The 16,451-nt window shown below is 72.6% G+C and carries 11 protein-coding genes and 2 pseudogenes; 6 read left to right on the forward strand and 7 right to left on the reverse strand.

Translation table 11 applies throughout. The annotated features are described in order from the left end of the window. Positions 1-68 precede the first annotated feature (68 nt). The gene (locus ACFYSH_RS24880) at positions 69-1,913 is read left to right on the forward strand and encodes an AMP-binding protein (RefSeq protein ID WP_359470885.1); all 1,845 of its coding nucleotides are present in this window, start codon (positions 69-71) and stop codon (positions 1,911-1,913) included. A 39-nt stretch (positions 1,914-1,952) separates the two neighbouring features. On the opposite strand, the gene ACFYSH_RS24885 is transcribed toward ACFYSH_RS24880, so the two are convergent. From ACFYSH_RS24885 to ACFYSH_RS24900, 4 genes are read right to left on the reverse strand one after another with little or no spacing between them, the layout of a single operon-like run. Then, entirely contained in the window at positions 1,953-3,431 is a 1,479-nt protein-coding gene (locus ACFYSH_RS24885) for a trifunctional class I SAM-dependent methyltransferase/NUDIX hydrolase/VOC family protein (RefSeq protein ID WP_359470883.1), read from the reverse strand. 34 nt (positions 3,432-3,465) lie between these two features. After that, positions 3,466-4,953 carry a tripartite tricarboxylate transporter permease gene (locus tag ACFYSH_RS24890; RefSeq protein ID WP_359470880.1) on the reverse strand — a complete coding sequence of 496 codons (1,488 nt, stop codon included), beginning with the start codon at positions 4,951-4,953 and terminating at the stop codon, positions 3,466-3,468. A 3-nt stretch (positions 4,954-4,956) separates the two neighbouring features. Then, positions 4,957-5,508: a tripartite tricarboxylate transporter TctB family protein gene (locus ACFYSH_RS24895; protein ID WP_388755325.1), complete on the reverse strand. Its 552-nt coding sequence runs from the start codon at positions 5,506-5,508 to the stop codon at positions 4,957-4,959. Then, positions 5,505-6,488: a tripartite tricarboxylate transporter substrate binding protein gene (locus tag ACFYSH_RS24900; protein WP_359470875.1), complete on the reverse strand. Its 984-nt coding sequence runs from the start codon at positions 6,486-6,488 to the stop codon at positions 5,505-5,507. The genes ACFYSH_RS24895 and ACFYSH_RS24900 overlap by 4 nt, the downstream gene beginning before the upstream one ends. 90 nt (positions 6,489-6,578) lie before the next feature. Here ACFYSH_RS24900 and ACFYSH_RS24905 point away from each other — a divergent pair, with 90 nt between their 5' ends. The 3 genes from ACFYSH_RS24905 (at position 6,579) to ACFYSH_RS24915 (ending at position 10,295) form a co-directional block, all read left to right on the forward strand. Further along, entirely contained in the window at positions 6,579-7,319 is a 741-nt protein-coding gene (locus ACFYSH_RS24905; protein WP_359470873.1) for a response regulator, read from the forward strand. 127 nt (positions 7,320-7,446) lie between these two features. Next, positions 7,447-9,021 (forward strand): alkaline phosphatase D family protein, encoded by a 1,575-nt coding sequence (locus tag ACFYSH_RS24910; protein ID WP_359470870.1) that lies wholly within the window; start codon positions 7,447-7,449, stop codon positions 9,019-9,021. 233 nt (positions 9,022-9,254) lie between these two features. Further along, complete coding sequence (locus tag ACFYSH_RS24915) at positions 9,255-10,295, forward strand: lytic polysaccharide monooxygenase (protein ID WP_388755329.1); 1,041 nt, start codon at positions 9,255-9,257, stop codon at positions 10,293-10,295. Positions 10,296-10,354: 59 nt separating this feature from the next. On the opposite strand, the gene ACFYSH_RS24920 is transcribed toward ACFYSH_RS24915, so the two are convergent. After that, positions 10,355-11,353, reverse strand: a complete 999-nt coding sequence (locus ACFYSH_RS24920; protein ID WP_359470866.1) for a hypothetical protein — start codon at positions 11,351-11,353, stop codon at positions 10,355-10,357. After that, positions 11,350-14,808 carry a DNA polymerase III subunit alpha gene (locus ACFYSH_RS24925; protein WP_388755332.1) on the reverse strand — a complete coding sequence of 1,153 codons (3,459 nt, stop codon included), beginning with the start codon at positions 14,806-14,808 and terminating at the stop codon, positions 11,350-11,352. Before ACFYSH_RS24925 ends, ACFYSH_RS24920 begins: the two co-directional genes overlap by 4 nt. Positions 14,809-14,962: 154 nt before the next feature. Here ACFYSH_RS24925 and ACFYSH_RS24930 point away from each other — a divergent pair, with 154 nt between their 5' ends. After that, complete coding sequence (locus ACFYSH_RS24930; RefSeq protein ID WP_388755335.1) at positions 14,963-16,009, forward strand: DUF3533 domain-containing protein; 1,047 nt, start codon at positions 14,963-14,965, stop codon at positions 16,007-16,009. 22 nt (positions 16,010-16,031) lie between these two features. On the opposite strand, the pseudogene ACFYSH_RS24935 reads toward ACFYSH_RS24930, so the two are convergent. Further along, positions 16,032-16,280 (reverse strand): annotated as a pseudogene (locus ACFYSH_RS24935) (nucleotide disphospho-sugar-binding domain-containing protein); the annotation flags it as partial. Here ACFYSH_RS24935 and ACFYSH_RS24940 point away from each other — a divergent pair. Beyond that, positions 16,280-16,399: pseudogene (locus ACFYSH_RS24940) on the forward strand (MerR family transcriptional regulator); the annotation flags it as partial. The pseudogenes ACFYSH_RS24935 and ACFYSH_RS24940 sit on opposite strands and share 1 nt — an antisense overlap. Positions 16,400-16,451: the final 52 nt, after the last annotated feature.

Genomic DNA, 16,451 nt, shown 5'->3' on the forward strand with positions numbered 1-16,451 from the left:
GTCACCTACGCCTCCCACTGCTCCCGCGCGCCGGTCTCCCGCCACGGCACACCGGGCATACCGTCCGAATGACGGGCCTCGAAGAAGTGCGCAAGATTCTCCGTGATCTGGGTATCGGTGAAGGGCTGTTGCACGAGGACGCGCGGTTGCGCGCGGACCTCGCGCTCGACTCCGTCGACCTCACGCAGATCCAGGTGGAGTTGGCGGACCGGTACGCCACCCGCATCGATCTCTGGACCGAGCACGACTACACCGTGCGACAACTCGCCGTCGTCCTCGACGAGCGCGAACCGGACGCCGGCGCCGGCGGGGACGCTCGTGAGGAGTACCGGGAGCGCGGCTGGTGGCGCCCGGAGTTCCTGGACGACCTCGTGCTGGGTGCCCGCGTCCACGCGGGTCACCGCGCGGCACTCACCGGCGGCGACCGCACCTTCACCAGGGCCGAGCTCGACCGGGCGGTGTCGGGCTGTGCGGCCCGGCTGGCGCGGTCCGGTGTCCGGGCCGGCGAGAACGTACTCGTACAACTGCCGAACCAGGTCCAGTTCGTCGTACTCGTACTCGCTCTGATCAGACTCGGTGTGCGACCCGCTCTCGCTCTCCCCGCCCTGCGTGAGCACGAACTGGGCCCGGTGCTCACCGCGTTGGAGCCGGTGGCGCTCGCCGTCCCGGCCCGGCACCAGCGCTTCGACCACCTGCGGCTCGCCGAGCGGCTCCGCGAGCGGCATCCGTCCGTACGAACCCTTCTCGTCTCGGGCCTCGCGGGTCCGACGGGGGAGCACATGGACCTCGACCGTCTCGTCGAGACCGGTGACTCCCCCGGCGCGCCCGCCGCCCGGCACCCGTCGGACACCGCCCTCTTCCTGCTGTCGAGCGGGACCACCGGCGCGCCCAAACCCATCGCCCGCACCCACGAAGCCCTCGGTCACGTGATCCGTGCCGCGGCGGCGGTGTCAGGACTGACCCCGGAATCGGTGTTTCTCGCGGTCCTGCCCGTGACCCACGGTTTCGCCTTCTCCGCTCCGGGGACACTCGGCACGCTCGCCCGCGGCGGAAGAGTCGTACTCGGCGCACCGGACGACGCGGCGGCGGCCCTGGCCCTTGTCGAGCGGGAGCGCGTCACCCACTGCGCGCTCACTCCCGCGCTCGCCCTGCGGTGGCTCACCGCCCGTGCCGCGTACGGCGGCCACGACCTGTCGAGCCTGCGGGTCCTGCAGGTCGGCGGGGCACGCCTGGACGCGTCCACGGCCGCGCGGCTGGCCGACGTCTTCGACTGCCGGATCCAGCAGGTGTACGGCATGAGTGAGGGCCAGCTGAACTTCACCCGGCTCGACGACCCGCCCGAGGTCACGTTCGCCACGCAGGGGCGGCCGTCCTCGCCGGGTGACGAGACCCTCGTGGTGGACGAGGAGGGCCGACGCGTCGCCGAGGGGGACCTCGGTGAACTCCTGGTCAGGGGCCCGGGAGTCATCACCCGCTACCACGACGACGCGGGAGCCGCGTCGTTCACCCCCGACGGCTTCTACCGCACAGGCGACCTCGTCCGCCGCCACCCGTCCGGGAACTTCGTGGTGGCCGGGCGTCTGAAGGACGTGATCAACCGCGGAGGGGAGAAGATCCCGGCGGACGACCTGGAGGCGCTGGTCCTCACGCACCCGGGTGTGCGGGCCGCCGCGGCCGTCGCGATGCCGCATCGCGTCCTGGGCGAAGCCGTCTGCCTCTACGTCGTGGGCACCGGTGAGGGAGCTCCGCCGCTGCGGGAGATCCGCAGGCACCTGGAGGCCGTCGGACTGGCCCGGTTCAAGCTGCCGGAACGGCTCGTCGAGGTCCCTGCGCTCCCGTCGACCGCGGTCGGCAAGACGGACAAGGCACGACTGCGCGAGGACATCACCGCCCGGCTGGAGGCCGAGGGCTGACGCACCCGGCTCCGGTCGCGGCGGCACGTCCGCCCGGGCTCACGGCGCGACCAGCTCCACCTCGAACCCGGCGGTGTTCTCCAGGTACGCCGCGTAGTGCCCGCTGCCGCCGGCGTACGGATGGCGGTCCGGGAAGAGCAGCCGCCAGCCGCGGTCCGGGGCGCGTGCCACCAGTGCGTCGAGTGTGGCGCGGTCCCCGACGTGGAAGGCCAGGTGGTTGAGGCCGGGGCGCAGCCGGTCGTGGGTGCGGGCCGCCAGGTCCGGTGACTGTTCGACCACCACATAGGTGTCGCCGCGCCGCCAGCTGCGGCCGTGCGCCCAGCGCTGGTACGGGACATGACCCAGCTCGCCGAGCAGCCAGCCCCATTCCGCCTCGGCCTCGGCCAGGTCGGGTGCCCACAGCTCGATGTGGTGCAGCCGGCCGGTGGGGGCCGCCGCCACCGGCAGCGGGACGGCCCGGCGGACCGCTCGCGGTGCGTAGGCGACGGTGTCGCCGTCCTCGTGCCAGTGGATCAGGAACCGCTGTCCGGCGCGGTATCCGTCGAGGCCCGCACGGCAGTACGCCACCATGTCGTCCGGCAGCGCGTCCAAGGGGAACCAGTCCAGCTCGGAGCACTTGTCCGGTTCCGCGTTGCGGGGCGGGCGCGCCGGGTCGTGGTCCGCCTCGAAGAACCAGCCCGTCCTGGGACTGCCGCCCGGTCCCTTGTGCTGCATGACCAGGGCCACCCGGAGCTCGTCCGGGTCCAGCTCGACGCCGATCTCCTCGGCCGCCTCCCGGATCATCGCCGCCCGGACGTCCTCGCCGTCCTCCGCGTGACCGGAGGGTACGTGGAGCAGCCCGTCCGCATACCCGGTGCCGGCCCGCCGGGCGAGGAGCACCTCGGGGCCCCGGCGCAGGACGAGGTGGACGTCGACGACCTCGGTGTGCCGGTGCGGCGGCTCGGCGCGGGCCACCAGGGCGTACCGCTCGTCGTCGACCTCCCTGCCCCAGAGCCGGGAGTCCGCGGAGAGCGGCTCGTGGTGGACGCGCTCGGTGTGCTCGGTGAGGAGCGCGGTGACGTCGGCCGCGGAGAGACCGGTGCCGTTCCACACTCCTTCGATGAGCACCAGGCGGCCGCCGGGCCGCAGCAGCGAGAACCAGTGCCGCAGGGCGGCCGCGGGGTCGGGCAGCAGCCACAGCAGGTGGCGGGCCAGGATCACATCGAACCGCTGTGTGCCGACCGGGGGGTGCGCCGCGTCTCCGACGAGCACCTCGGTACCGGTCCCGGCGAGCTTGGCCCGCGCCTGCTCGACCATGCGCGGCGACCGGTCGACGGCGGTGACGCGGTGTCCCTGGCAGGCGACGAGCAGGGACAGGCTGCCCGTACCGCATCCGAGGTCGAGGACCGCGGAGCGCGCGGTGGGCAGCCAGGTCTCCATCCGCCGCGCCCAGGCACTGCGGACCACCGGGTCGTGGAGTCCGTGGTCGGGTTCCTCGTCGAAGGAGTCGGCGGCGGCGTCCCAGTCGATCGTGGTCATGTCCGCGATTCTGTCAGCCGCCACCGACATCCCCTCATCCCCGGTTTCGTCCCAGCACCTTCCTCACCAGTGGCCACGCGAGGATCAGCGCGACGATGACGTAGACGGTCACCGAGAACGGGGTGTCGACCAGTCCCGTCACGCTGCCGTCGCTGATCTGGAGGGCGCGCCGCAGCTGCTGTTCGGCGGACGGACCGAGGATGACCGCGATGATCGCGGGCAGGATCGGCAGTCCGTACCGCCGCATCCCGAAGCCGATCAGCCCGATCACCAGCAGGATCACCAGGTCGACGGCCTCCCCGCCGACCGCGTAGGCGCCTACGGCGGCGAAGAACAGGATGCCCGCGTAGAGGTAGGGGCGGGGGATGCGCAGCAGCTTCGCCCAGAGCGGCGCGAGGGGAAGGTTCAGGGCGAGCAGCAGCACCATGCCGACGAAGAGGGAGGCGATCAGGCCCCAGACCAGCTCGGGTTCACGCTCGAACAGGAGCGGGCCGGGCTGGATGCCGTACTGCTGGAAGGCGGCCAGCATGACGGCGGCGACGGCCGTGGTGGGCAGGCCGAGCGTGAGCATGGAGACCAGGGTCCCGGCGGCGGAGGCGGAGGCGGCCGCCTCCGGCCCTGCGACGCCCTCGATGGCGCCCTTGCCGAACTCGTCGCGGTGCTTGGAGAGCCGCTTCTCGGTGACGTACGAGAGGAAGGTGGGGATCTCCGCGCCGCCCGCCGGGATCGCGCCGAACGGGAAGCCGATGAAAGGCCCGCGCAGCCAGGACTTCCAGGTGCGCCGGACGTCGGACCTCCCGAGCCAGGGGCGGCCGACCGGGATGGGCTTCCCGCTGGTGCGGCGCAGATGTGCGGCGACCCAGAGGGCCTCCCCGATGGCGAAGAGCCCGACCGCGACGATCACCACGTCGATGCCGTCGGCCAGTTGGAGCGAGCCGAAGGTGAGGCGCTGCTGGCCCGTCATCTGGTCGAGGCCGACGAGACCGATGGTGAGGCCGATGAGGAGCGAGGCGAGGCCGCGGATCCGGGAGGATCCGAGGACGGAGGTGACGGCGATGAACGCCAGCACCATGATGGCGAAGTAGTCGGGGGCTCCGATGTCGACGGCGAGGGAGGCGACGGTCGGGGCGAGGACGACCAGCAGGATCGTGCCGATCATGCCGCCGGCGAAGTGACCGATGGCGGCGGCGGCGAGCGCCTGTGCGCCGCGCCCGGCCTTCGCCATCGGGTTGCCCTCGATCGCGGCGACGACGGCCGCGCTCTCCCCCGGGGTGTTGAGGAGGATCGAGGTGGTGGAGCCACCGAACATGGCGCCGTAGTAGATCCCGGCGAACATGATGAAGGCGCCGGTCGGTTCGAGTCCGTACGTCACCGGCAGCAGCAGGGCCACGGCCATGGCGGGGCCGATGCCGGGGAGCACACCGATCGCCGTGCCCAGCAGGACGCCGAGTGCGGCCCAGAGCAGGTTGACCGGCGTGAGCGCCGTGCCGAAGCCGTCGATGAGGGAGTTGAGGGAATCCATCGGTCAGAGCACCCCCATCAGCGGGCCGCCCGGGAGGGGCACCCCGAGCAGGTTGTCGAAGACGAAGTAGGTCACCAGGGAGAGCCCGGCCGCGATGAGCGGGTCACGGTCGTGGTGGCGGCTGCCCAGCGCGTACGCGGAGCCCCAGAAGAGGAGGGCACCGGAGATGGGGAAGCCGAGCGGGCCGATGAGGACGGCGAAGGCGAGGAAGACCCCGGTCAGCAGGGCCACGGTGCGCCGGTCGGCGGGCTCGTCGAGGTCGACGTCCTCGCCGCCCTCCGCCTCACCGCGGCCGCCGCGCAGGACGTCGACGGCGAGCAGTACGGCGACGGCCAGCAACCCGATGCCGACGACGACCGGGACGGTCCTGGGACCGACGGGCCCGCGCTGGGTGATGTCCACGCTCATCGTCAGGGCGTCGGTCAGGACGAGGACGCCCAGCACGAGCAGCAGGACGCCGACACCGAGTTCGGAGTGCTCGCGCAGCCAGGAGCGTGCCCCGTCGGGCCGGGAGGGCGCGGCTTCGGGCCGGGAGGGTGTGGTCTCGTCCGTCACAGTCCCAGCTCCTTGAGGACGGTGGCGACACGCCGGTCCTGGGCGTCCAGGAAGTCACCGAAGTCGTCGCCGGTGAGGAAGGCGTCGTCCCAGCCGTTCTTCTTCATGGAGTCCCTCCACTGCTTCGAGTCGTGGAGTTCGCTCACCAGCCCGATGAGCTTGTCGCGTTCGGCGTCGGACAGCCCTGGCGGGGCGACGATGCCGCGCCAGTTGGTGAATTCGGTGTCGAGGCCGGCCTCTCGGAGGGTGGGCGCGTCGAGGCCCGGGACCCGCTTCGGACCGGTGACGGCGAGGAGCCGCAGCTCCCCGGCCTCGATCTGGTCGAGGTACTCACCGACACCGGAGACACCGAAGCCGACCTTGTTGCCGAGGATGGAGGCGAGCAGTTCACCGCCGCCGTCGAAGGGGATGTAGTTGACCTGCTCGGGTGCGATCCCGGCGGCCTCGGCCATCAGCATCGGCGCCAGGTGGTCGGGTCCGCCGGGTGAGGAACCCCCGCCGACCGGGATCTTCCCCGGGTTCTTCTTCCAGGCGGTGAGCAGCTGGTCGATCGTCTTGTACGGGGAGTCCTTGGCGACGACGACGATGTCCTGCTCCTCGGTGAGCCGGGCGATCGGGGTGGTGTCGGCCAGGGTCGTGGGCGACTTGTTGGTGTGGACGGCGCCGACGACGCCGAGGCCCATGGACATGGCGAGCTTGCCGTTGCCGTGCTCGGCGGCCAGCCGGGTGACACCGACGGTGCCGCCCGCGCCGGGCAGGTTGAACACCTCGATGCCGTGGGTGAGCCCGGCGTCCTCGGCGTTCTTCGCCGCGGTGCGCGCCGTGATGTCGTAACCGCCGCCGGGTGTGTTGGGAACCATGAAGCGCAGTCCGGGAATCTGCGTGCCGGTGTCGGAGCCACTGCCGGTGGACAGCAGGGGCGGCCCGACGACCACCAGCAGCGCGGCCCCGAACAGGGCGAGTGGAGTGCGCAGTCGCACCGGATTCCGCCTTTCGAGCCGTACGTGTGGGTGTGTGAGGTGGCCCACATGTTGCCTGCGCGTTAACGAGCTGTCGCCGTTCCGGAATCAATGGACGTTGTGGTCGTTGTGGTCGCGCCCTACGGTGTCGGCGTGACGAAAGTGCTGGTGGTGGACGACGACTTCATGGTCGCGAAGCTGCACAGCCACCATGTGTCCGCATTGGACGGTTTTGAGGTTGTCGGCGTGGCCCACACGGGCGCCGAGGCCCTGCGCGCGGCCCGTCGGCTCCGTCCCGACCTGGTGCTGCTCGACGTCTTCCTTCCCGACATGGACGGGATCCAGGTGCTGCGGGAGCTGCGTGCGGCGGATGAACGGGACGGGGTCACCCGCAGCGCGGACGCGCTCTTCATCACGGCCGCGCGCGACGCCGGTGTGGTCAGGGCGGCCCTGCGGGCGGGTGCCCTGCACTACTTGATCAAGCCGTTCCACCGCTCGGCCCTGCAGGAGCAGCTGCAGCACGTGGCCTCACTGCGCAACCGCCTGGACGCCCTGGACGAGGCGCGCCAGGACGCCCGCCAGGAGGACGTGGACCGCATCTTCGGTACCCGCCCGCCTGGCTCCCGGGAGCTCCCCAAGGGCCTGGCGGCCCACACCGCGGACCTGGTCGAACGGGTCCTGCGCGAACACCCGGGCGGCCTGTCGGCCTCCGAATGCGCCGAGGCGGGCACCTTGTCCCGGGTCAGCGCACGCCGCTACCTGGAGTACTTCGCGGAGACGGGACGGGCCGAGGTGACCCTGCGGTACGGCGGGACGGGCCGGCCGGAGCGCCGCTACCGCGCGGTGTCCTGAGCCGCCGCCCGTACAGCTGCCCTGTTCACGCATCGCTCGGCCCCCGGCCATATTTTGCGTGTGGGCATGACATGAACTCCCGGCAGCGTGTCCGAGGTTGGCGCAGATCAACCGAGGAGGACGAACCGTGGTCGCGTATTCCGTGTCCCGCAGGCAGATGTTCGGATTCGGCGGAGCGGCAGCCGCCGCGCTCATGCTCGGGACGGGGGCGTGGGAGGCGCAGTCCGCGTTCGCCGCGCCCGCCCTGAAGGGTGACCCGTTCACCCTGGGTGTCGCCTCGGGCGACCCGACGTCGGACGGCGTCGTGCTCTGGACGCGCCTGGCCCCCGACCCCTTCGCGCAGGACGGCCTCGGCGGTATGCCGGCCCGGCCCGTCCGGGTCCACTACGAGGTGGCGCTCGACGAGCGGTTCCGCCGGGTCGTGCGCCGGGGCAGCGTCGTCGCGACTCCGGAACTGGCGCACTCCGTCCATCCCGAGGTGCACGGACTCGCCCCCGACCGCACGTACTGGTTCCGCTTCAGGGCCGGCTCCGCGATCTCACCCGTGGGACGTACGCGCACCACCCCGGCCCCCTCGGCCTCCCCGCGTGAGCTGAAGTTCGCCTTCGCCTCCTGCCAGGCCTGGCAGGACGGCTACTTCACGGCGTACCACCACATGGCGCAGGAGGACCTGGACCTGGTGGTCCACCTCGGTGACTACCTCTACGAGTCCGGCGTCCGGACGAACAGGCGCGGCGTGACCACCGACCCCAGGTTCCACACGGAGACCCTCGACCTCGCCCGCTACCGCCTCCAGTACGGCCTCTACAAGTCCGAGGCACCGCTCCAGGAGGCGCACGCCGCCTTCCCGTGGATCATGACGTTCGACGACCACGAGGTGGAGAACAACTGGGCGGACGAGACCTCCGAGAACGACGAGAACCCGGAGACCTTCCTGCTGCGCCGGGCCGCCGCCTTCCAGGCGCTGTACGAGCACGCGCCGCTTCGTCACACCCAGCTGCCCAAGGGCCCCGACGTACAGATGTACCGCAGGCTCTCCTACGGCCGGCTCGCCGACTTCACCATGCTCGACACCCGTCAGTACCGCGACGACCAGCCGTGCGGCGACGGCACCTCTGCCGACTGCGACGACCGCTTCGCCACGGACCGCACCCTGCTCGGGTCCCGGCAGCGGGACTGGGTCCTCAAGGGCTTCAGCCGCTCGCGGGCGCGCTGGCAGGTCCTCGGGAACCAGGCCCCGATGGGTCAGACCGACCACGATCCCGGCCCGGGCACCACGGTCTGGATGGACCCGTGGGACGGCTACGTCGCCGAGCGCAACCGCCTGCTCGCGGAGGCCGGCACCCGCGGGGTGCGCAACCTGGTGGTGATCACGGGTGACCGCCACCAGAACTACGCCTGGGATCTCAAGCGCGACTTCACCGACCCGGATTCGGCGACCGTCGGCTCGGAGTTCGTGGGCACCTCGATCACGAGCGGGGGCGACGGCGCGGACATGACGGCGCAGGGCGAGACGTTCCTGGCGGCGAACCCGCACATGAAGTTCTTCAACAGCCAACGCGGCTACGTCCGTGTCACGGTGGACCGGGAGCGGTGGACGAGCGACTTCCGCGTCCTGCCCTTCGTGACGAAGCCGGACGCCACGATCAGCACCCGGGCGAGCGTGGTCGTGGAGGACGGGACACCGGGCGTCCAGGTCTGACGCCCTCGCCGTGGTGTGCGCCGGGCACCGGGTGCCCGGCGCACCACGTGGGGAACTCCTCCCGCCGAAGCCTCGGGGGCGGGGTTTCCTCAGCCCTCCCCTAACCGTCCCTTAAGAGCGCCATAACGATCGCCACCTGCGCCTTCACCCGCCCGGATCCGCTCCGGGCGACGGCTAGCTTGCTGATCACCAGACCTGGTCAACAGCCGTGCCGCCGAAGGAGAACCACCACCATGGCCGTCATCGCCCCCGCACGTCGCAGGCTCGCCGCAACTGTCGCCGTACTCGGCGCCGCGCCGCTCGCCCTGGCCGGACTGTCCACCGCCCCGGCCGCCGCGCACGGTTCGCTGAGCGATCCCGTCAGCCGGGTCTCGGCCTGTTTCGCCGAGGGGCCGGAGAACCCGCGGTCCGCTGCCTGCAAGGCGGCGGTGGCTGCGGGCGGGACCCAGGCGCTGTACGACTGGAACGGCGTGAACATCGCGAACGCGGCGGGCAAGCACCGCGAGCTGATCCCGGACGGCAAGCTGTGCAGCGCGGGTAACGACAAGTTCAAGGGGCTCGACCTGCCGCGCGCCGACTGGCCGTCCACGCCCATGGAGGCGGGCAGCCACACCTTCCGGTTCCGCGCCACGGCTCCGCACAAGGGATCGTTCGAGCTGTACCTGACCAAGGCGAGCTACGACCCGGCGCAGCCGCTGAAGTGGTCGGACCTCGAGGAGAAGCCGTTCGCCACGGCCACGGACCCGGCGCTGGAGAGCGGGTCGTACGTCTTCGACGGCACCGTGCCGCAGGCGTCGGGGCGGCAGTTGATCTACACGGTCTGGCAGCGGTCGGACTCCCCCGAGGCCTTCTACGCCTGCTCCGACGTGGACTTCGGCGGTGAGAGCGCTGGAGACGGCACCGCCGAGGCGGCCCCGGCACCGGCCGCGTCGGCCCCGTCCGAGGAGGAGATCGACGAGGGTGCCGACAAGTCCTCCGTCGAGCACGACGGTCACGGTGACGACGACGCGGCGACCAACGCGGAGGTGACCGAGGCGGCCCCGGCCGACGGGGCGACCGGGGCGGACGGGGCCGGGGCGAACGCTCCGGAGCCGAACAACGTCGCCGCCTCCCCCGCGGGCGCGGCTCCCTCGGACGTGGCTCTCGCCGAGACGGGTGGCAGCAGCAGCACCTCCTCCCTCGCGATCGGCGGCGCCGCCGCGCTGGCCGTCGGCGCGAGCGTCCTGTTCGTCTCGGTCCGCCGCCGGGCCGCGGGCGGCGCGCACCGCGCCTGACCCGGTGACCGCCGGGCCCTCCGGTCCACCGGGGGCCCGGCGGTACGCGTCCACCGAGGTCAGGCCGCGAGCCGTCCCGGCTTCACGGCCTGCGGGCCGAACCTGGCCCGCAGCCTGTCGGACACCGCCTCGATCCGCCGCGCCCGTTCGTCCACCGGGTCGAAGGTGAGCTGGTGGGCGGCGCGTTCCGCGTCGTCGAGGCCTTCCGCCCGTAGCCCGATCCCCCGCACCCGGGCCCGCTGCAGGGCGAACGAGTCCTGGATCCGGTAGGCGAGCGAGCTGAGCGCCGCCGAGTGGGCGGTGGGCTCCGGGAGCGTACGGCTACGGGTGAGCGTGGCGTAACCGGTGCGGCCGGCGTAGCGCACGGAGACCGCGAGCGAGCGGCACACCTGACCGTCGCCGCGCAGCCTGGCGCCCAGTTCCTCGGTGAGCGAGAGGAGCGCGCGGCGGTGCTGCTCCGGGTCCAGTTCGTCGCGGGGGAAGGAACGTTCGGCGGCGATCGACCGGGCGGCGGCGTTCGGTACGACCCGCGTACGGTCGATGCCGTTGGCCCGCTCCCACAGCTCGCGCCCGGTCCGTACGCCGGTGATCCGCTGCAGGGTGGCGAGCGGTGCGGCTGCTATCCGGCCGACGGAGTCGAGCCCGTATCCGCACAGGGTGCGCGCGGTCGCCGCCCCTACGCCGTCCAGCGCGGCGGCGGGCTTGGACGCGAGGAAGCCGGCGTGCTCACCGGGAGGCACCACGAAGGTCGTCCCGGCCGTCGCCTGCCGTGCGGCCATCCGGGCCAGCATGGGGTTGGAGGCCGCCCCGATCGCGCAGTCCACGCCGTGCAGCGCGAGGGCACGCACCCGGATCACCGAGGCCAGACCCGCCGCGTCCTGCCCGAAGTAGCGCAGTGCGCCGCTGACATCGGCGAGCGCGGCGCCCGGCGGTGCCGCCTCGACGACCGGGGTGAACGCTCCGAGGAGGGCGAGCAGTCCCTCGTAACCCGCACTGTCCGGCAGTCCGCCGCCGATCCGGCGGAACCGCAGGCACAGGACGGCCGGCTGGTCGTTCATCCCGCGCTCCCCTGGCTCCGGTGCCACAGCTTCCTTCCGGTGGGCATGCCTTCACCCGCGGGCTGGAGGTCGGACCACGGGTTCATCTCGTAGCCGGTCGGCAGCCGGATGCGGCGGCCTCCGTCGGCTGTCTCCTCCTCGCCGGAGACGGGCTCCTCCGCCAGCCGTGCCGCGACCGCGTCGAGGCCGCCGGTGCGCCGGAGTTCGGCCAGCTCCGCCAGATTCCAGGCCGCCGAGCCGACCACGCTCATACTGCGCGCGCCGCGCCGCTGGACCACCCCGCGCACGAGCAGCAGCCAGGAGTGGAAGACGGTGTGCGCGCAGGCGGCGTGGCTGTCGTCGAAGAAGGCGAGGTCGACCAGGCCCGTCCCGTCGTCCAGGGTGGTGAAGACGACCCGGCGCCCGGAGCGGATCGGCGGGGTCTGGGTGGCCACCTTGGCGCCCGCGACCAGCACGGTCTCCCCGTGTCCGGCCTCCCGCAACCGCTTGGCGGAGATCGCGCCCAGCTCCTCCAGGAAGGCGTGGTGGTCGCCCATCAGATGGCGGGACACGTCCATGCTGAGGACGCCGAGTTCGGCGCTGAGACGTTCGGCGTCGTTGAGGTCGGGCAGCCCGACGGTGCCGGTCCGGTGCCCGTCGCCGAGCGGGAGCTGGGCGCCCACCGCGCCGGAACCGGAGCCCCGCTGGGCGCGGTGGAGCTCGGACAGATGCAGCAGCAGATCCCGGCGGTTGGCGCCGAAGGCGTCCAGCGCGCCGACCTGGGCCAGCCTTTCGGCAGCCGGTTTTCCGGGCCTGGCCCGCTGCCAGAAGTCCAGCAGCGAGGTGTAGGGCTGCCCGGCCTCGATCCGGGCGACCTCGGCCTCACTGATGCCGTGGACATCCGAGAGGGCCAGCCGCAATCCCCATTTATCACCGTTGTCGCCAGACACCAGTTCGATCCGATGAGTGGCCGCCGACCGGTTCACGTCCAGCGGCAGCACCGGCACCCCGCGCCGCCGCGCGTCCGCGAGCAGCAGCCGCTTCGGGTACATCCCGGGGTCGTGCGTGAGCAGCCCGGCGTAGAAGGCCGCCGGATGGTGCGCCTTGAGCCAGGCCGACTGGTACGTCGGCACGGCGAAGGCGACGGCGTGCGCCTTGCAGAAGCCGTAGCTCCCGAACGCCTCGATGATCTCCCAGGCGCGGGCGATCACCTCGGCGTCGTACTTCCTCCCCGCCGCCCGCTGTGCGAACCAGACCCTGATGCGGGCCTGCGACTCCGGGTGGGAGAGTCCGCGCCGCACCCGGTCGGCCTCGCCGCGTCCGCAGCCGGTCATGATGTTCACCATTTCGATGATCTGCTCGTGGAAGACGACGACCCCGTAGGTGTCGCGCAGTGCCTCCTCCAGGTCGGGGTGCGGATACCGCACGGGCGCGCGGCCGTGCCTGGCCTCGATGAACGGCCGCACCATGTCGGCGGCGACCGGGCCCGGCCGGAACAGCGATATGTCGACCACCAGGTCGTGGAAGGTGGAGGGCTGGAGCCGGCCGACCAGGTCGCGCTGGCCCGGCGACTCGATCTGGAAGCAGCCCAGCGTCTCAGCGGTCCTGATCAGCCGGTACGTCTCGGGGTCGCCCTGCGGCACGGCGTCCAGGTCGACCTCCTGCCCCGAGGCCCGCTTCACCTCGGTCACCGCGTGCGCCATCGCCGACTGCATCCGTACGCCGAGCACGTCGAGCTTGAGCAGCCCGAGGTGTTCCACGTCGTCCTTGTCGAACTGGGACATGGGGAAACCCTCGCCACTGGTGGGCATGACCGGCGTACGCCGCAGCAGCGAGTCGTCCGAGAGGAGCACCCCGCACGGATGCATGGCGATGCCGCGGGGCAGCGCGTCCAGCGACTCCACCAGGTCCCAGAGCCGGCCGTACTTCTCCTTCCGCCCGGCCACGGCGCGCAGTTCGGGCAGTTCCTCCATCGCGGCGCGGGCGTCCCCGGCCCGGACGTGCGGGAAGGCCTTGGCGAGCCGGTCGGTCTCGGCCGGATCCATGGAGAGCGCGGCCCCGACATCGCGGATGGCGTGGCGCACCCGGTAGGTCTCGGGCATGGAGACGGTCGCGACCCGCTCGGCGCCGAAGCGCCCGATGATCGCGCGGTAGACGTCCAGGCGGCGTGCCGACTCGACGTCGATGTCGATGTCGGGCAGCACGAAGCGCCGCTTGGACAGGAACCGCTCCATGAGCAGCCCGTGTTCGATCGGGTCGGCGTGGGCGATCCCGAGCAGGTGGTTGACCAGGGAGCCGGCCCCGGAGCCGCGCGCGGCGACGCGTATGCCCATGTCCTTCACGTCGTCGACGACCTGGGAGACCGTCAGGAAGTAGGAGGCGAAGCCGTGGTGGGCGATGATGTCCAGCTCGTGGTGCATCCGCTCCCAGTAGTCGCGTCTGCGGTCGTAGCCGTGCCGCACCATGCCCGCGGCGGCGCGGGAGGCGAGCACCCGCTGGGCGGTGCGTCGGCCGACTCCGACGAGACGTGGCTCGGGGAAGTGGACGCTGCCCAGGCCGAGGTCGTCCGCAGGGTCGACACGGCAGGCGTCGGCGGTACGCCGGGTCTCCGCGAGCAGCCGCTGCCCCGCGTCCCGTCCGAGCCCCGCGGCGGAGGCGATCCGCTCTGCGGTCTCCCGCATCGCGTGGGCGTCCTTGAGCCAGCGCTCCCCGCCGTCGAGGGGGGAACGGCGCGGGTCGACGGGGACGAGCCTGCGGGCCGAGTCGAGCACGTCGGCGACGGGCCCCTGCCCGGGGTCGGCGTACCGGACGGCATTGGTCAGCACGGCCCGCACCCCCTGCTCGGCGGCGAAGCCGACGGTCCGGGCGGCGAGCCGCAGCGAGCCCGGGCCGGTGCCCTCGCGGCCGTGGTGGACGGCTTCGATGCGCAGTGCGTCGCCGTAGATCTCCCGCCAGGGAGCGAGCAGCGCGGCGGCCCGGTCGGGCCGGCCCGCGGCCAGTGCGGCGCCCACCTCGGAGGCGGGGCCGAGCAGCACGGTGAGCCCCTCGGCGGGCAGCGCGTCCCGGCCGACCAGGGGCTGCCCGGCGTCCGGGCCCTCGGCGCCCGGGGCATGGGCGGCGGTGACCAGCCGGCAGAGCTCGGCCCACCCGTGGGCGCCGTCCCGGGCGAGGAAGGTGACCCGGGGTGCGGATTCATCGACGAAGGCGCCCCCTCGGACCGGCGTGCGCGGTCTGTACGTACGCCCCTCTCCGCCGGCCTGCCGCGCCACCGCGAGCTCCGCTCCGAAGATCGGCCGTATCCCGGTTCTCTCGCAGGCCCTGGCGAAGCGGACCGCGCCCGCGAGGCTGTCGCGGTCGGTCAGCGCGAGGGCGTCCATCCCCCGCTCGGCGGCGCGCTCGGCCAGCCGCTCCGGATGCGAGGCCCCGTACCGCAGGGAGAAGCCGGAAACGGTACGCAGATGCGTGAACCCTGACATCCGCACCTCCTGGACCGATCCGTACTCACCACCCCCTCGCTCTCCACCATAGACCAAATTTCGAACGTTCGTACGATAACCGAGGGTGCGGCCACCTCCGCCATTCGGCCCGCCCCCGCCTGCGCGAACCACGCCCCGCCCGGACCGTGGGGGCATGACTCTCGCTGACGAGGTGAAGAGCGCCGTCACCGCACGGGCCGCACTGCTGGTCATCGGCGTGCTGGCGCTGCAGCTGCTGTTCATCGCCTCCTACGTCGGCGCGCTGCACCGGCCCGACCCGACGGACGTCCCCTTCGGGGTCGTCGCCCCGCAGCAGGCGTCCGGGCAGGTCGTCGCCCAGCTGGACGGCCTGCCGGGCGGCCCGCTCGATCCACGCGCGGTCTCCGGCGAGGCCGAGGCCCGGCGGCAGATCGAGAACCGTGACATCGACGGAGCCCTGGTCGTCAGCCCCACCGGGGCGACCGACACCGTGCTCGTGGCCTCCGGCGGCGGCACCGTCCTGGCCACCTCACTGACCAGGATCATCGAGCAGGCGGAGGGCCCCCGGCAGCGCACCGTACGGACCGTGGACGTGGCCCCCGCCTCCCCGGACGACTTCGACGGCCTCTCGTCGTTCTACCTGGTCGTGGGCTGGTGCGTGGGCGGCTACCTCTGCGCGTCGATCCTGGCGATCAGCGCGGGCGCCAAACCCGCCAACCGGCAGCGCGCGGTGATCCGCACGGCGGTCATGGCCCTGTACTCGATCGCGGGCGGGATCGGCGGCGCGGTCATCATCGGCCCGGTGCTCGGCGCACTCCCGGGCAGCGTGTGGGCCCTGGCCGGCCTGGGCGCCCTGACCGTCTTCGCGGTCGGCATGATCACGCTCGCCCTGGAGGCGCTCACCGGCATCGTCGGGATCGGCCTGGCCGTCCTGCTCATCGTGATCGCGGGCAACCCGAGCGCGGGCGGCGCCTTCCCGCTGCCGATGCTGCCGGACTTCTGGCGGGCGATCGGCCCCGCCCTGCCACCCGGCGCGGGGACCTGGGTGGCCCGCTCGATCGCGTACTTCAAGGGCAACGCGGTCACCGGTCCCCTGCTGGTGCTCTCCGCCTGGGCGGTCGTCGGCACCGTCCTGACCCTGCTCCTGTCGATGCGCCGCAGGGGCTCGGACGCCCCACGGGAGACGGCGGCCGCCTCAGGCGGGGGTTCGAGCCCCGCCTGAGGCCCCCGGGCCGGTCCGTGGGTCAGCCCAGCATCTCCTCGACGAGGCCGGCCGCCCGCCCCGTGCCGCCCTCGGCCCGGGCCTCGGCGCGGAGCCGCGCCGAGCGCCGGGCGACGTCGGGGTCGGCGACGAGCTCGGTGAGCGCGGTGCGCAGCGCATCTGCGGTGGCGTCCGCCGTGTCGATGCGGCGGGCCACACCCAGCTCCACGAGCCGGTCCGCGTTCATGAACTGCTCGGCGCCCTGCGGGACGGCGATCATGGGAACCCCGGTCGGCATTCGCCGCCCACTACGACGGCATGCGCGCCGGGCTTGCCACATGGTTCCGCCGAGTCATCGACGCGGGCGCACGCGCCCACGGCATCGACCCGGACACCGCGACCTGGCAGTAGAGCGCGGTTGTTGAAACCCGCGCCCGCGGGACTCCCGAAGCCGTCACGAGTC

This window comes from Streptomyces sp. NPDC005791 (assembly GCF_042871485.1).
Classification (GTDB): Bacteria; Actinomycetota; Actinomycetes; order Streptomycetales; family Streptomycetaceae; genus Streptomyces.

What these genes read in the sequence shown, in the direction of transcription:
- ACFYSH_RS24880 (WP_359470885.1), top strand. Translation starts at nt 69, where the DNA reads ATGACGGGCCTCGAAGAAGTGCGCAAGATTCTCCGTGATCTGGGTATC.
- ACFYSH_RS24885 (WP_359470883.1), bottom strand. Translation starts at nt 3,431, where the DNA reads ATGACCACGATCGACTGGGACGCCGCCGCCGACTCCTTCGACGAGGAA.
- ACFYSH_RS24890 (WP_359470880.1), bottom strand. Translation starts at nt 4,953, where the DNA reads ATGGATTCCCTCAACTCCCTCATCGACGGCTTCGGCACGGCGCTCACG.
- ACFYSH_RS24905 (WP_359470873.1), top strand. Translation starts at nt 6,579, where the DNA reads ATGGACGTTGTGGTCGTTGTGGTCGCGCCCTACGGTGTCGGCGTGACG.
- ACFYSH_RS24915 (WP_388755329.1), top strand. Translation starts at nt 9,255, where the DNA reads ATGGCCGTCATCGCCCCCGCACGTCGCAGGCTCGCCGCAACTGTCGCC.
- ACFYSH_RS24920 (WP_359470866.1), bottom strand. Translation starts at nt 11,353, where the DNA reads ATGAACGACCAGCCGGCCGTCCTGTGCCTGCGGTTCCGCCGGATCGGC.
- ACFYSH_RS24925 (WP_388755332.1), bottom strand. Translation starts at nt 14,808, where the DNA reads ATGTCAGGGTTCACGCATCTGCGTACCGTTTCCGGCTTCTCCCTGCGG.
- ACFYSH_RS24930 (WP_388755335.1), top strand. Translation starts at nt 14,963, where the DNA reads ATGACTCTCGCTGACGAGGTGAAGAGCGCCGTCACCGCACGGGCCGCA.